This window comes from Malaciobacter pacificus (assembly GCF_004214795.1).
GTDB classification, from domain to species: Bacteria; Campylobacterota; Campylobacteria; order Campylobacterales; family Arcobacteraceae; genus Malaciobacter_A; species Malaciobacter_A pacificus.
Window position 1 is genome coordinate 2424699 of record NZ_CP035928.1, and the last position, 14752, is coordinate 2439450.

13 protein-coding genes and 3 tRNA genes are annotated in these 14752 nt (G+C 28.2%); 7 read left to right on the top strand and 9 right to left on the bottom strand.

All coding sequences use genetic code 11. The features are described 5' to 3' along the window. Positions 1-5 precede the first annotated feature (5 nt). The 5 genes from APAC_RS12040 to APAC_RS12060 all read right to left on the bottom strand — a co-directional run bounded on the left by APAC_RS12040 (position 6) and on the right by APAC_RS12060 (position 2926). A complete protein-coding gene (locus tag APAC_RS12040; protein WP_130234342.1) occupies positions 6-1682 on the bottom strand; it encodes a protein adenylyltransferase SelO in 1677 nt (558 codons plus the stop codon). A gap of 572 nt (positions 1683-2254) precedes the next feature. Beyond that, the gene (locus APAC_RS12045) at positions 2255-2473 is read right to left on the bottom strand and encodes a cold-shock protein (protein WP_130234343.1); all 219 of its coding nucleotides are present in this window, start codon (positions 2471-2473) and stop codon (positions 2255-2257) included. 139 nt (positions 2474-2612) lie between these two features. After that, positions 2613-2688: transfer RNA gene (locus APAC_RS12050), tRNA-Cys, on the bottom strand. A gap of 45 nt (positions 2689-2733) precedes the next feature. Beyond that, positions 2734-2822 (bottom strand) — tRNA-Ser (locus APAC_RS12055). A 17-nt stretch (positions 2823-2839) separates the two neighbouring features. After that, a tRNA-Leu gene (locus tag APAC_RS12060) sits at positions 2840-2926 on the bottom strand. A 177-nt stretch (positions 2927-3103) separates the two neighbouring features. Between APAC_RS12060 and ilvD the strand changes: the two genes are divergently transcribed. The 4 genes from ilvD to APAC_RS12080 all read left to right on the top strand — a co-directional run bounded on the left by ilvD (position 3104) and on the right by APAC_RS12080 (position 8246). Further along, positions 3104-4792 carry a dihydroxy-acid dehydratase gene (ilvD, locus tag APAC_RS12065; RefSeq protein WP_130234344.1) on the top strand — a complete coding sequence of 563 codons (1689 nt, stop codon included), beginning with the start codon at positions 3104-3106 and terminating at the stop codon, positions 4790-4792. A gap of 127 nt (positions 4793-4919) precedes the next feature. Then, complete coding sequence (locus APAC_RS12070) at positions 4920-6329, top strand: Do family serine endopeptidase (protein WP_188353785.1); 1410 nt, start codon at positions 4920-4922, stop codon at positions 6327-6329. Positions 6330-6342: 13 nt separating this feature from the next. Further along, complete coding sequence (locus tag APAC_RS12075; protein WP_228255970.1) at positions 6343-7026, top strand: response regulator transcription factor; 684 nt, start codon at positions 6343-6345, stop codon at positions 7024-7026. After that, positions 7023-8246 carry an ArsS family sensor histidine kinase gene (locus APAC_RS12080; protein WP_130234347.1) on the top strand — a complete coding sequence of 408 codons (1224 nt, stop codon included), beginning with the start codon at positions 7023-7025 and terminating at the stop codon, positions 8244-8246. Before APAC_RS12075 ends, APAC_RS12080 begins: the two co-directional genes overlap by 4 nt. Before the next feature lie 2 nt (positions 8247-8248). On the opposite strand, the gene APAC_RS12085 is transcribed toward APAC_RS12080, so the two are convergent. The 3 genes from APAC_RS12085 to APAC_RS12095 are packed head-to-tail and all read right to left on the bottom strand — an operon-like array spanning position 8249 to position 10957. After that, the gene (locus APAC_RS12085; protein WP_130234348.1) at positions 8249-8683 is read right to left on the bottom strand and encodes a hypothetical protein; all 435 of its coding nucleotides are present in this window, start codon (positions 8681-8683) and stop codon (positions 8249-8251) included. Then, complete coding sequence (gene cbiB, locus APAC_RS12090) at positions 8680-9567, bottom strand: adenosylcobinamide-phosphate synthase CbiB (protein ID WP_130234349.1); 888 nt, start codon at positions 9565-9567, stop codon at positions 8680-8682. Before cbiB ends, APAC_RS12085 begins: the two co-directional genes overlap by 4 nt. Then, positions 9557-10957: a cobyric acid synthase gene (locus tag APAC_RS12095; RefSeq protein WP_130234350.1), complete on the bottom strand. Its 1401-nt coding sequence runs from the start codon at positions 10955-10957 to the stop codon at positions 9557-9559. Before APAC_RS12095 ends, cbiB begins: the two co-directional genes overlap by 11 nt. Positions 10958-11085: 128 nt before the next feature. Between APAC_RS12095 and APAC_RS12100 the strand changes: the two genes are divergently transcribed. The 3 genes from APAC_RS12100 to APAC_RS12110 all read left to right on the top strand — a co-directional run bounded on the left by APAC_RS12100 (position 11086) and on the right by APAC_RS12110 (position 14066). Then, positions 11086-12045, top strand: coding sequence for a histidine kinase dimerization/phospho-acceptor domain-containing protein (locus APAC_RS12100; protein WP_130234351.1), 960 nt, complete (start codon positions 11086-11088; stop codon positions 12043-12045). 193 nt (positions 12046-12238) lie between these two features. After that, positions 12239-13603, top strand: coding sequence for an IS4 family transposase (locus APAC_RS12105; RefSeq protein WP_130232179.1), 1365 nt, complete (start codon positions 12239-12241; stop codon positions 13601-13603). Then, positions 13581-14066 (top strand): sensor histidine kinase, encoded by a 486-nt coding sequence (locus APAC_RS12110; protein ID WP_170170168.1) that lies wholly within the window; start codon positions 13581-13583, stop codon positions 14064-14066. The genes APAC_RS12105 and APAC_RS12110 overlap by 23 nt, the downstream gene beginning before the upstream one ends. On the opposite strand, the gene APAC_RS12115 is transcribed toward APAC_RS12110, so the two are convergent. Then, entirely contained in the window at positions 14063-14752 is a 690-nt protein-coding gene (locus APAC_RS12115) for an SDR family oxidoreductase (RefSeq protein ID WP_130234353.1), read from the bottom strand. The two genes, APAC_RS12110 and APAC_RS12115, sit on opposite strands and share 4 nt — an antisense overlap.

Below are 14752 nucleotides of genomic sequence, written 5' to 3' on the forward strand. Positions count from 1 at the left end.
AAATGTTATGAAGAACAACTTACATGAGAAATACCTGCTATATCAAATAGCTCCAATGGTTTTTTCATATAAAACTTCTCTTCAATCTCTTTTGATTGTTCTTCGTATGGTTTTATCATAACTTCTTGCAATTCATGCACTAAACTGTAATCCCCATCATAAGCTTTTTCATAAGCATCTACTAAATGCCACTCTCTTAATGTATATTTAGGATTTATATTTTTTAATTGCTCACTTGTTGCTGTTAATTTTCTTTTCCAATTATCTAACCATATTGACCATTTTGATTTTAGATTTTCATCTAGGTTATGATAAAAACAAACTTCTAACGGTGAAATATCTTTTGGAATTTTTGATAATTCTCTAAAAAATATTGTATAGTCTGCACTTGACTCAATCATTAAAGCAATAAGTTGATTAAAAAGTCTTTCATCAAATTTTTCTAATCCTAGTTTTAATGCCCACATCTTATCCATCTTTTCATTCATCACTTTAGCAAAACCATCTCTAATTCCTGCTAGATTCTCTAAAGCTTTTTGATTGCTTTCTAAAAGTGGCATAAGACTAGAACAAAACATATTAAAATTTTTTCTAGCAGCTTCACTCTGATTAAAAAAGGAAAAGTGCATGCCTCCACCAGTCCAAGGCTGATATCTAGGGTCAAAGTCATCAATAAATCCAAATGGCCCATAATCTAAAGTGTATCCACCAACTGATGTATTATCACTATTAAAGTTTCCCTGACAATATCCAACTCTAATCCAGTTTGACACAAGTGATGTAAGTCTATCTCTAAATTTTAATGCAAATAATATTATCTTCTCTTCAAAATCTAAATCTTCTTCTATCTCTTCACCATACTCTCTACTAATAGCATGTAAAACAATTTGTTTTAACTCTTCTTTTGCATTTGGATGTTCATTTTTTCTAGCTCTTCTTCCAAAAAGCTCTAGCTGGCCAACCCTTAAAAATGATGGGGCAACTCTAGTAGTGATAGCAACTGTCTCTTCTATCATAACTTCTGGATCTTTTGAATGTGAGTTTTCATTAAACCAAGGACGATTTACTGTCTCATCATTTGAAGTGTATAAAGTAAGTGACCTACTTGTAGGGATGTTTAATGCATGCATGTGTTCTTGTGCTAAAAACTCTCTAATACTAGAACGTAAAACTGCACGTCCATCTGCACCTCTACAATATGGAGTTTTGCCACCACCTTTTAGTTGCATTTCCCATCTTTTACCATTTAGTACAGCTTCTAAAACAGAAACTGCTCTACCATCACCATATCCATTTCCTGTGCCAAATGGACATTGAGCATAGTACTCTGTTCCATAAATAGATAAGGCATATCCAGTTGCCCAACCGATATTTTTAAGAGGTTTTGGAACACTTGAGATGTCACCACTAAACATTTTCATAAACTCTTCATCTAAAGCTAAAGAATTATCAAATCCAAGTTCTTCAAAGAAACTCTTACTATGAGAGATATAGATAGGATTTGGAATAGGTGTAGGATTTACAGGTACATAGTGTCCATTGAAAACTTCTCTTGGATAGTGATTTTTTCCATCACTTGAAGCCTGAGGGTCAGAAGTCAAAGTATCAATTAAAGAGTAATCGGCATATTGACTTAATTCTTTTAGTGAAGAAATCTTTTTTAATTTTTGTTCAATATTCATAATAACTCATCTTTTTTGAATATGATAACATAGGAATTTAAAAAAACTAATTATCAATAATCATCAATAAAATATAAATAATAATTAATATCTCTTATTTCATCATCGGTAACACTATTTTCAAGATTAGGCATTATATCTGGATTAAATGTATACTCAATCAAAAGTTCGCTTGTCTCTTCTAATTGAGTTTTAATAGAAGTATCCCTTCTAACTTTTAATTTAAGCTCATTTAAAATCTGATTACCAGCTGGAGCTAAAAGCTTAAAAGTTTTGTCCCCATCTTTTAAAAAATCATCAAAGTACTCTTGCTTATAAGTAGATTTTAAATGACATGCAAAACATTTCTCTTCAAAAAGTTTCTCACCTAATTTATAACGTTCTTCATTGAACTCTTCAGGTAAAGCAAAAAGACAATTAATATAAAAAATAATTAAAATTAAAAATTTTATGATTGATCCTTTTTAAATAATGATATTATATTTGAAAAGCCCTTTAAAAGTATAATTTTATAAATAAAAAAAGGGAAGATAGTAAAACTACCTTCCCTTTTTGCCATATAAAATTAAATATTATAAAGCAGTTACGTTCTGAGCTTGAGGACCTTTTTGACCTTCACCTATTTCAAATGATACTTTTTGACCATCTTCTAATGATACTCTTCCATAACCTGTGTTATTAATTTGTTTAAAGTGTACAAATAAATCTTTTCCACCATTATCTGGTTGAATAAATCCAAATCCTTTTTCACTATTAAACCATTTTACTGTTCCATTTTCTAAATTTGCCATTTTTTTCCCTTATTTAATATGTTTTATAATAAAAAACTCTAATTATAAATACATATTACCCTAATAGAATCTGGTCAAAGCCGGACAAAAATTAGCAAAAAATATTACATTTTTAATTATACTTGTTTGAATTATAAATTGGAGGAGGTAGCCGGACTCGAACCGACGCATACAGGATTTGCAATCCCGGGCATTACCAACTTTGCTATACCTCCAGCAAAATCATTTTAACAACAACAAGATAAAATGATTAAAAAAAGTGGCAGAGAGCAAGGGATTCGAACCCTCGGAGGCGTGAACCTCGCCGGTTTTCAAAACCGGTCCATTCGACCAACTCTGGCAACTCTCTACACAAAAATAAAAAAGTGGTGCGAATGGTGAGAATCGAACTCACACTCCGAAACCGGAATGGGATTTTAAGTCCCACGCGTCTACCTATTCCGCCACACTCGCACTTTTAAAGACAATTTTTGAAGATGTTCTTCTCAAATTGGACTGGAATTATAATAGATTTTTTTTTCTTTGTCAAGAGTTTTTTAAAAAAATTTAAAAATTTTCTCATTTAATAAAAAATGAAAATCAAAAAATGTATAATGCATGCCATAAAAAAGCCGTAAAAAAGGATATAAATTGAGAAGTGATGAAGTAAAAAAAGGGTTTGATAGAACGCCTCATAGATCATTATTAAGAGCTACTGGTTTAAAAGACGAAGATTTTGATAAACCATTTATTGGAGTTGCAAACTCTTTTATTGAATTAATTCCTGGACACTTTTTCTTAGATAAAGTATCAGCAATTATAAAAGAAGAGATTAAAGCAAATGGTTGTGTACCATTTGAATTCAATACAATTGGTGTGGATGATGGTATAGCTATGGGACATGATGGTATGTTATTTTCTCTTCCATCAAGAGAATTAATTGCAAACTCTATTGAAACTGTAATGAATGCACATAAATTAGATGCAATGATTGCTATTCCTAACTGTGACAAAATTGTACCAGGTATGATTATGGGTGCATTAAGAGTTGATGTTCCTACTGTATTTGTATCAGGTGGTCCAATGGAAAAAGGTTATACAAAAGATGGAACTCCTATTGATTTAGCAACTGCTTTTGAAGCTGTTGGTAAACATGAAAAAGGTGATATGAGTGATGAAGAGTTAAAAGATATTGAGTGTAATGCATGTCCAAGTGGTGGTTCATGTTCTGGTATGTTTACAGCAAACTCTATGAATACACTTATGGAAGCAATGGGAATTGCACTTCCTGGAAATGGTACTATCTTAGCATTAACGCCTGAAAGAGAAGAGTTGTACAGAAAAGCAGCTAGAAGAATTTGTGAAATTGCAAAAGATGAACAATCAAGAGAAAAATACAGATTAACTAATATCTTAAATGAGAACGCTGTAAGAAATGCATTTGCTGTTGATATGGCAATGGGTGGTTCATCTAATACAGTTTTACATATGTTAGCAATTGCAAAAGAAGCAAAAGTAAACTTCAATTTAGAAGATATTAATAGTATCTCTAAAAAAGTTTCTCATATTGCTAAGATTTCTCCATCTTTATCAACTGTTCACATGGAAGATATTAATAAAGCTGGTGGAGTTAATGCAGTTATGAAAGAGATGACAAAAAGAGGTGATGATATCTTAATTGATAACTTAACAATCACTGGTGAGTCAACTTTAGAAAAAATTGCTGATGCATATATCAAAGATACAAATATTATTCATACAATAGATAATCCATATAGTGAAGTTGGAGGATTAGCTATTTTATATGGTAACTTAGCAGAGCAAGGTGCTGTAATTAAAACTGCTGGTATTACAGGGGATAGAGTTTTCACAGGAAAAGCTGTATGTTTTGATGGACAACCTGAAGCTATCAAAGGTATTGTAGAAGGTAAAGTAAAAGCTGGTGATGTTGTAGTTATTAGATATGAAGGACCAAAAGGTGGTCCAGGTATGCAAGAGATGTTAGCTCCTACTTCACTTATTATGGGAATGGGACTTGGAGATAAAGTTGCATTAATTACTGATGGTAGATTTAGTGGGGCTACTAGAGGTGCAAGTATTGGTCACGTAAGTCCAGAAGCAGCAGAAGGTGGTATGATTGGTTTACTACAAGATGGTGATGAAATTCATATTGATGTTGACCAATATATTTTATCGGTAAATTTAAGTGATGAAGAGATTGCAAAAAGAAAAGCAAACTTCAAACCTCTTAAAAAGCCTCTTAACTCTTCTTGGTTAGGACAATATAGAGCATTAGTTACAAACGCAAGTTCTGGTGCAGTTTTAAAAACTGATTTATAAGATATAAAATAGGGCTTTAATGCCCTGTTTTAGTTAACTTTTTATTAACTATTGATTGAAAAATAGTTTACTCTAATACTTTACAATCTAAAATATAAAAAATTTAAAAGGACGTGAAGTGAAAAAAATGCTTTTTATTGTTTCAACATTACTTGTTTCTCAACTATTTGCAGATTCAATAGATTTTGAAATAATGGATAAAAATCCACAAAGAGTTGTTCCAAATACACAAAATCAAATTTTATCGTTTAATGATAGTATAAAAGATTCTATTCATTCTATTGTAAATATCTCAGCAAAAAGACATGTAAATAATTCAATAAATAATCTGCCTTTACAAATGTTCAATGACCCATTTTTCCAAAGATTTTTTGGAGACCAATTTGGTCAACAATTTAAACAAAATAGAATTCAAAGATCTTTAGGATCTGGTGTTATACTTTCAAAAGATGGATATATAGTTACAAATAATCACGTAATTGAAAACGCTGAAGAGATCACTGTAACAATAGGTGATGATACAACAGAGTATAATGCAAAATTAATTGGTAAAGATTCTGATAGTGATTTAGCCGTTATAAAAATTGAAGGTAAAAATTTAACTCCAATTAAATTAGGTGATTCAACTGATTTAAAAATTGGTGATATGATTTTTGCTATTGGTAATCCATTTGGTATTGGTAGTACAGTAACTCAAGGTATTATTTCAGCCCTTAACAAAAATAAAGTTGGAATTAATAGATATGAAAACTATATTCAAACTGATGCTTCTATAAACCCTGGAAACTCTGGTGGTGCTTTAGTTGATTCAAGAGGTGCTTTAATTGGTATTAATACTGCCATCATCTCAAAATCAGGTGGTAATAATGGTATTGGATTTGCAATTCCAGTTGCTATGGTAAAAGATGTAGTAAAAAAACTTGTTGAAGATGGGAAAGTTACTAGAGGATACTTAGGTGTATCTATTAGTGATTTAGATAGTGATACAGCAAAAGTTTATAGAAAAAAACAAGGGGCTTTAGTACTTGATGTAGCTGAAGATACTCCTGCTCATAAATATGGTTTAAAAAGAGGAGATTTAATCTACTCAGTTGATGGTAAAAAAGTAGTTGATAGAACATCTTTACAAAATATAATTGCTTCGTTTAAACCAGATCAAGAAGTTGAGATAAAATTAGAAAGAAATGGTAAGAATATTGAGTTAGATATTGTTTTAGGTGATAGAGCAGGTTTAATCAAAATTCAAAGTGATAATGGAAAAGTTTTAGGTGGACTTACATTAAGTGAGATTAATTTAGAAAATCAAAAGAAATATAGATTGCCTTCAGGAATAAATGGTATTTTAATCTCTTCAGTTGAACCTAAATCAAATGCAGAAAAAACTGGTTTCCAAGCAGGTGATATTATTATTCAAATTGAAGATATTGAAGTTAAAAATTTTACAAATGTTGAAACAGCATTAAAAAAATATGCTAATAAACACAAAAGAATTTACGTAAATAGATATGGTCAAACAATTCTATTTGTAATTAAATAAAAAAGGATTCCCTATAATAAAAGTATTAATGATAGAAGATGATTTAGAACTTGCTCAAATCATCACTGACTATTTAAAATCATTTGATATTGAAGTTACTAATATAGATAGCCCATATACGGGCTTATCTATGATAAGTGTAAATAAAGATTTTGAACTTTTAATCTTAGATTTAACTCTACCAGAAATTGATGGATTAGAATTAATCCCAAAAATTAGAGAAAAATCAGATATTCCTATTATTATCTCAAGTGCTAGAGATGATATTTTAGATAAAGTTATGGGATTAGAGCGAGGTGCTGATGATTATTTACCAAAACCTTATAATCCAAGAGAATTACAAGCTAGGATTAAAACTATTTTAAAAAGAATGGATTCGAATTCTTCAAAATCAAAAGATGACAATACTCCTATTAGTATATTTGAAGTTAGAGAAAATGATATGCAAATATATTTTAAGGGTGAAGCCCTTACTTTAACTTTAGCAGAATATGATATTTTAAAACTACTTATACAAAGAAATCATGGAGTAGTAGCTAGAGAAGATTTTATTTATGCAAGTGACAATATTGAAGATGATTCGTCTTTAAAAAATATTGATGTAATTATTTCAAGAATTAGAACAAAATTATCAAGAATTGATGATTCAAAAACATACATAAAATCTGTAAGAGGTATTGGATATCAGTTAATATGATAAAAAATATCTCCATTTCTACTTTTGTTAATATTATATTTTCCCTAGCTTTTTTATCTATTTTTATAACATTTGCCATGTTTATGACTTATGATAAGCAAAAACATGAACTCTCTTTACAAAATAGATATGAACTAATTGCTGAAAATTTCTTAACCGCTTTTCAAAACCAACCTACTAGCGATACTCTATTGGATTTATATAAAAAATTTAGAGTTTCTCCTGTACAAGAAAGAGAAGAGAAGTTAGAAATAATTAAAAAAGCCCAAGAATTAACAATCACTCAAACCTATTTAGGAACATATAGAGTATATAAATATAATGAGGATTATTATATTTATGTTCAGCAATTTGGTTACAATATAATGCTAAAAGATGCAAGAAATCATAGATATAGTATGGCTGTTATTATTATAGGATTTATTATTTCAATAATTACCTTCTTATTTTTGTATGAAATATTAAAAAGAAAATTAAAACCATTAAAAATATTAAATAAGCAAATTATCGAGTTTTCCAATGGAAAAAAAGATATAAAAATAAAATGTATAAGTAATGATGAAATTGGAACTATTGCTAAAAGTTTTGATGAAGCTATAAAAACTATAAATAATCAATCAAAATCTAAAGATCTGTTTATGCGTAATATGATGCATGAACTTAAAACACCAATTACAAAAGCTATGTTTATTGCTGAAACACTTGATGATGATAAAACAAGAGAAAACCTTCAAAAAGCATTTAAAAGAATGGATGATATTATCAAAGAGTTAGCTACGGTAGAAAAACTAACTTCTCAAAATACAATAATTTATAAAGAAGTAACAAGATTTTTTAATATTTATACTAAAACATTAGAAATTATGATGATAAATCCAGAAAATATAACAGCTAAAATCAGAGACTTTACATTTGAAGCTGATAGTTATATGTTCTCAATTGCACTTAAAAACTTAATAGACAACGCCATTAAATTCTCTCCGAATAAAAATGCAGTTATAAATGCAAATAAAGAAAAAATTGAGATTAGTTCACTTGGTGAACCATTAAAAAATGAATTGGAGTATTATACAGAAGCTTTTTCTCAGGAAGAAAAGAGGTCTGATGGATTTGGACTTGGATTATATATTGTAAAAACAATTGTAAATATGCATGGGTATAAATTACTACATAAGTATGAAAATGGGAAAAACTACTTTATAATTGATATGACAAAGTAACTTTAGTTACCTTTGTCACATCTAACTTTGTTCATAACTTCGAACCAATTTCGTGAAAAATGTTTTTTAATATATTTTTCCCTATGAGGAACAATACATCCAGAACAATTTTGATGAATATAATCATCACCAATATATTGAGAACCATCTTTTGAGTTTATTCCACAAGTTGAATATAAAGTTTTACCCTCAGGTGTTACTTCAAATCCCTCATCTTTAAATCTAAAGTTTGGACAGGCACATAAATAACAGTTTAGTTCTTCATAATCATGACACTTTTTATTCTCTTTATATAAAGGACAGAAATCTGGCTCATTTTTCACCATATTTTCAAATCTAAAATACTCGATTACCTCATCAACGCTTTTATCAACAAGTTTCTTCATTACATCTGCATGAAGTTTACCTTGTTTTTCAAACCATTCATTATAAGTCAAATTATAACTCCTAAAATCAATATAACTATTATAAAAATATCTAATCGTTTTTTTAAATCGAGTGACTTTAATACATCACTTTTTTCAATATTTTCTTTTCCATCTCCAAAATAAGGTTTTTCCTTAACCTTACCAAAATATGAAGTGGGTCCTCCTAGTTTAACATTTATAGCTAGTGCCATTGCTGAGATAGGAAGTCCAGCATTTAAACTTTCATGTTTTTTACCATATTTACTAAACTTTTCAAATGCTTTTTTACTCTGTAATAAGATAGAAATTAAAACTGCTGTTATTCTAGCTGGTATATAATTTACTATATCATCTAACTTAGCACTTACCTTACCAAACTTTTCATATCTATCATTTCTATATCCAACCATAGAATCAAGGGTATTAATAGCTTTATAAACAAAAGCTCCAACTATTCCAAAACATACTAAATAAAACAATGGTGCAATCACTCCATCACTTAGATTTTCTGCATATGTTTCAATAGCTGCTTTATTTACATCACTATCACTTAAATCACTAGTATCACGACTAACTAGCATAGAGATCTTTTCTCTTTTTATATCAATTTTATCACTACTAATTACATCTTTTACTGTGTCAAAAAGCATTTTATGTGAAATTGTAAAAGAGGCTAAAAAGCCCAATATAACTACATTATCAATAAGTGAAATAAAAAAACTAATAATAAATATTATTGAGACTAAACTGATAGTTAAAAAACTACCTTGAAGTATAGAATCTTTATAGAACTTCTTTTCAAACCACTTTATATAATCACCCATAAATATAATAGGATGCTTATATTTTATCTGAGGAAATTCTGCAAATATAAAATCAATTATATAGGCAAATAATGCAATACTATAAAACACTAGATATTATCCTATCAACATCAAGATGTTCTTCCATTCTTTTTACAAAACTATCAACTCTATTTTTCTTATATTCACTAAAGTTAAAACCTATATACTCACTATTTATAGATTTGAAGTAATCATTTCTAAATTTATCATCATTAAATATTTCATGAACAAATGTACCTTTGAACTTCTCACCCTCATAAAACATCATATCTTTTTTAGAAACACCATGATGTATTTCAAATCCATCAACTTTATATCCAAAAATTTCATAAGATTTTTTCTCTAAAATTTTAGTCTTCTCAAACACTATATCATCAGGAATAACTCCAAAACCATCTTCTACAATTGGCTTGATATTTTCAATACATAAACTATCATCTAATTTTTCAAACATCATTTCATATCCACCACAAATAGTAAAAATATGTTTTTTATATTCATTAATTTGCTCAAATAAGCCATTTTGTTTTAGCCATTGTAAATCTTTTATTACAAGTTTACTTCCAGGTAAAACTATTACATCAAATTTATCAAGTGAAATATTTGAACTAACAAACTCTACAAGTATTTCTTCATCAGCTATCAAAACCTCAAAATCATTGTAATTACTCATATGAGGATAAGCTATTACCCCTACTCTAATCTTCACTTCATTTTTACTTTGAACAAAGTTTTGTAAACTAGCACTATCTTCAAAACCTAAATTAAAAGGCTCATAAGGTAATACTCCTAAAACTGGGATTTTAAACTCTTCTTCTATGATTCTAACACCTTCATCAAAAAGTGTCATATCACCTCTAAACTTATTAACAATAACTCCTATTACATTGTTTCTTAACTTTTTAGGAAGTAGATTATAAACTCCCCAAATAGAAGCAAATACTCCACCTTTTTCTATATCAGCTACTAATATAATCTTTGTGTTGTAAGTATCTGCTATAAAAATATTTGACAAGTCTTTATCCATAAGATTTAATTCTACTGGACTTCCAGCCCCCTCAGCTACTATACAATCATATTTTGAATCTAAGTATTCAAAACATCTTTTAACAGCAGGTTTTAGTAAGTCTAAGTCTCTATAATATTCTCTTACATCTTTATCGCTTACAACTTTACCTTCAACTATTAATGAAGCACTACTTCCTCTTCCAGATTTTAATAAAACTGGATTTAGATGATATGAAGTTTTTTCACCTAAAACTTCACTTTGAAAGTATTGAGCAATTGCTATTTCACTTTTGTCATCACAAACATGAGAATTATTTGATACATTTTGTGCTTTAAAAGGAATTGTTTTATAGCCATTATTTTGTAGTATTTTTGCTATCACAAAAGTTAGTGTTGATTTTCCAGCATCACTACTAGTACCTAGAATAGATATATTTTTTAGTTTCTTCAATATTTATTTTTCCATATTAATTTATTATTTTTATATTTTATATACAGTATTTACTTTATTTTTCTAGTATAAATTGTTATAATTTTGAGTTAAGTATATGTATTATTACTTAAAATAAAGAAAAAAATATGAAAAATTCTATAAAAAAAGTCTTTGACTTAAAAAATATCTATATTATTGTTTTTATAACTCTTGCTGGATGGTCTTTTTTTGCATATTTTACAATGACAAAAATGATTAATAGTCAAGAGATTTATGGAAAGATTATTAATTTAAGTGGTAAGCAAAGAATGTTATCCCAAAAGACTACATTAATTGCTAAAAGATATTTTGAATCAAAAGATATACTTTTAAAAAACCACTTAAAAGAATTAATAGATTTAATGAAAAGTGATCATGAATATATTATAAAAAATCTAAATTCTGATGCTACATACAAGACTTATTTTGATAAGCCTACTAATTTACATACAAAAGTTCAAAACTATGTTGGCCTTTTAAATAAATTTTATATAAATCCAAACTATATCTTACTAAAAGAGATAGAAAGTATATCTTATGATTTACTTCCTAAACTAAATGATGCCGTTTACTTATTTGAAAAAGAAAGTGAAGATAAAATAAAACAATTACATAATCGAGAGAGATTTATACTTTTTGGAACTTTATTGACCTTATTATTTGAAGCATTAATAATTGTAATTCCATCAATTAGAAGAGCTAATAAAAAAGAGAAAGAGCTTAAAGAACTAAATCAAACCTTAGAAGAAAAAATCAATAAAGCATTAAAAGAGAATAGAAAAAAAGATAAATTACTTGAACAACAATTTCATATAAAACAAATGACTGAAATGATGTCTAATATTGCTCACCAATGGAGACAGCCATTATCAGTAATTTCAACAATTGCTAGTGCATTAAAACTAGAAAAAGAGTTAGGAATTAAAAATGAAAAACAAAACTTAACTCAACTTGATGAAATAATAAAAAAAACAAACTATCTATCTTCAACAATCAATAATTTTACTGATTTCTTAAAACAAGAAGAAAATTGTACAAATATTGACTTAGAAAATCATATAACTTAACTTTCGCACGTTAAATTGATTAAAATTGTAGCTAAATCTCCCTAAAACATTACTCCTTTAGTTAATAATCTTATCCTTGTTGACATAAAAATAATTTAGTTGTTTTTCTATGATATTTTTCTATTTTGAACTCTCAATAAAGCCCTTAAATAGGCACTTTTAGCTATAATATCTATTATATTAAAGGGTAAGAATGCAGATAGAATCCAAGATCATCGGTATTATAAACGATAAGTTAAAAAATCCAATCTATGAAACATTACGTTTGTTAAATATGAAAACTATTTTAACCAAGAGCAATTTTTCTAAAAAAGAGGGAGTTGCTGTTCATATGGTTGTATTACATTTTGTATATATGCTGGTTATGAATAAAAAAATATCAACCTTTATGGATCAAAGTAATGATAGTTTCAAAAAAGATGTATATTATCGATTACTTTCCAATACTTCTTATAATTGGAGAAAACTATTATCTCTTAGTTCTTTAAAGATCTTATCACTACTTCATAAAGTGCAAGATTCAAAGCTAGTAAGAGTTCTTATACTTGATGATACTGTTGAAGATAAAGTTGGTAAAAATATAGAGGGAAGTTGTGACAACCTTTGGAGCAATAAAGCAAAGAGAAAAATCAGAGGTGTAAATGTTGTATCACTAAACTATAGTGATGGTTATTCAAATTTTATGTTGGACTTTGCAATTGCTATGAACAGTTATGCAAGGGTAAAGATAGAAGAGTTTACAAATATTATTGATCATCGAACCAATGCACATAAGCGAAGATTGGAAAGCTTAAAAGGGAAATCACAAATTGCTATAGAGATGATTAAAAGAGCAGTAGCTAGTGGTATATATGCAGATTATCTGCTTGTAGATAGCTGGTATTCTAAACCTGTATTTATAGAAACTATGAATGAACTTGGATTGCAAGTCATTTCAAGAATGGTAAACAATGACAGGATATGGAATTTTACAGGAGAGAAAAAGACCCTTGATGGCATCTATAACAAATTTAAAAAGCTTAAATCTATCAAGATGGGTCAATATGGCAAAAAGATAAAGTTTGAGTATTTTTCAACCATAGTTGAACATAAAAAAGCTGGTAAATTAAAAATTGTTTTTATAAAAACAAAAGAGAATTTAATACCAATCGTATCAACCAATCTTATACTTAGTGATGAAGAGATTATAGATATTTATAAAAGACGATGGGATATAGAACAAGGGTATAAAGAACTTCGTGAACACTTTGGATTCGGAAAAGAAGAGAATCGAATCTATGAAGCTTTGATAGCCAGAATTACACTATCTTTTTTTACATACAATGTTGTTAGCTATATAAATCGTATCAGCAATGAACCTAAAACAATTGGTGGATTGTTTAAAGATTTAGAATGTGAACTTCATACTCTAGCAATAGCTATGCAAGCATTTTTAGCTATTTTAGATGAGATTGCAAAAATTGAAGAAGTTGTCAATAGAAATGAGGATTTTACAGCTATCATTGATCTATTAAGAGATGTGACTGGAAAATTGCTTGGTTTTAGGTGCGAAAGTTAAGCATATAAATCAAACTCTACTGGTGTTAAAACATAATTTTAGACACAATAAAATAAAAATAACTAAAGAGATTATAGACTCAAAGCTATTTATTTTTGGTGATACTCAAAAATTTTCTTTAGTTCTTTTAAATATTATTTCAAATTCAAAAGATTTTTTACTATTAAATAAAAAAGAAGAGTTAAAAAAATGGATAAAAATCAAAGTTTATAAAAATGAAAATTATATATGTATTGAAATAGAAGATAATGCAGGTGGAATAAAAGAAGAAGACCTAGAAAAGGTTTTTGATATATACTTTACTACAAAACACCAAAGTCAAGGTACAGGATTAGGTTTATATATTTCCTACGAAATTATAAAAAAATATTTTAAAGGAGATATAAAAGTAAAAAATACTAAATTTGGAGCTTTATTTACAATTAAAATTCCAGTCTCTATGAGATTGAATATAAATCCTTAATCCTTATAAATCATCTTCCTAGTCATCCCACCATCAATAACTATATTTTCACCAGTGATGAAACCTCTATTTTTTAGTAAGAATTTTACAGTATCAACTATATCTAAAGGAGTTCCAACTCTTCCACTTAAGTGCTGTTCATCATCACTGTTGGTTGGTTTATAATTAACATCAGTATTTATCCAACCAGGACTTATAGAGTTTACTTTTACAGTTGGAGATAAGCTAACTGCAAGTGCGTGAGTAAGTGAACTTATACCACCTTTTGAAGCACTATAACTTTCTGTTCCACTTTCACTCATCAAAGCTCTTGTTGAAGAGATATTTATAATATGCCCTTTTGATTCTTTTAAAAGTGCTGAAAACTCTTTTGATAAAATATAAGGAGCAGTTAGATTTATTGCTATTATCTTTTCCCAATCTTCAATACTTTGATTTTCCAAAGGAGTGAATTTTGCTAAAGCTGCATTATTAATAAGAGCAAAAATAGAATCATATTTAGATTTTATACTTTTTATTGTTTTTAAAAGTTCATCTTTTTGTGATAAATCACACTTGTAAAAATCTACTTTTTTCAAATCTTTCTTTTCAATATCTATATTTATAATATTATATTTTTTCCTCAAAGATTTAGCTATTGCTTTTCCAATACCATTTGAAGCACCTGTTATTACTATATTTTTCAT

Excerpts from the sequence above, each read along its gene's own strand:
- APAC_RS12040 (WP_130234342.1), bottom strand. The coding sequence starts at position 1,682 with ATGAATATTGAACAAAAATTAAAAAAGATTTCTTCACTAAAAGAATTA.
- APAC_RS12045 (WP_130234343.1), bottom strand. The coding sequence starts at position 2,473 with ATGGCAAATTTAGAAAATGGAACAGTAAAATGGTTTAATAGTGAAAAA.
- APAC_RS12070 (WP_188353785.1), top strand. The coding sequence starts at position 4,920 with ATGCTTTTTATTGTTTCAACATTACTTGTTTCTCAACTATTTGCAGAT.
- APAC_RS12080 (WP_130234347.1), top strand. The coding sequence starts at position 7,023 with ATGATAAAAAATATCTCCATTTCTACTTTTGTTAATATTATATTTTCC.
- APAC_RS12100 (WP_130234351.1), top strand. The coding sequence starts at position 11,086 with ATGAAAAATTCTATAAAAAAAGTCTTTGACTTAAAAAATATCTATATT.
- APAC_RS12105 (WP_130232179.1), top strand. The coding sequence starts at position 12,239 with ATGCAGATAGAATCCAAGATCATCGGTATTATAAACGATAAGTTAAAA.
- APAC_RS12115 (WP_130234353.1), bottom strand. The coding sequence starts at position 14,752 with ATGAAAAATATAGTAATAACAGGTGCTTCAAATGGTATTGGAAAAGCA.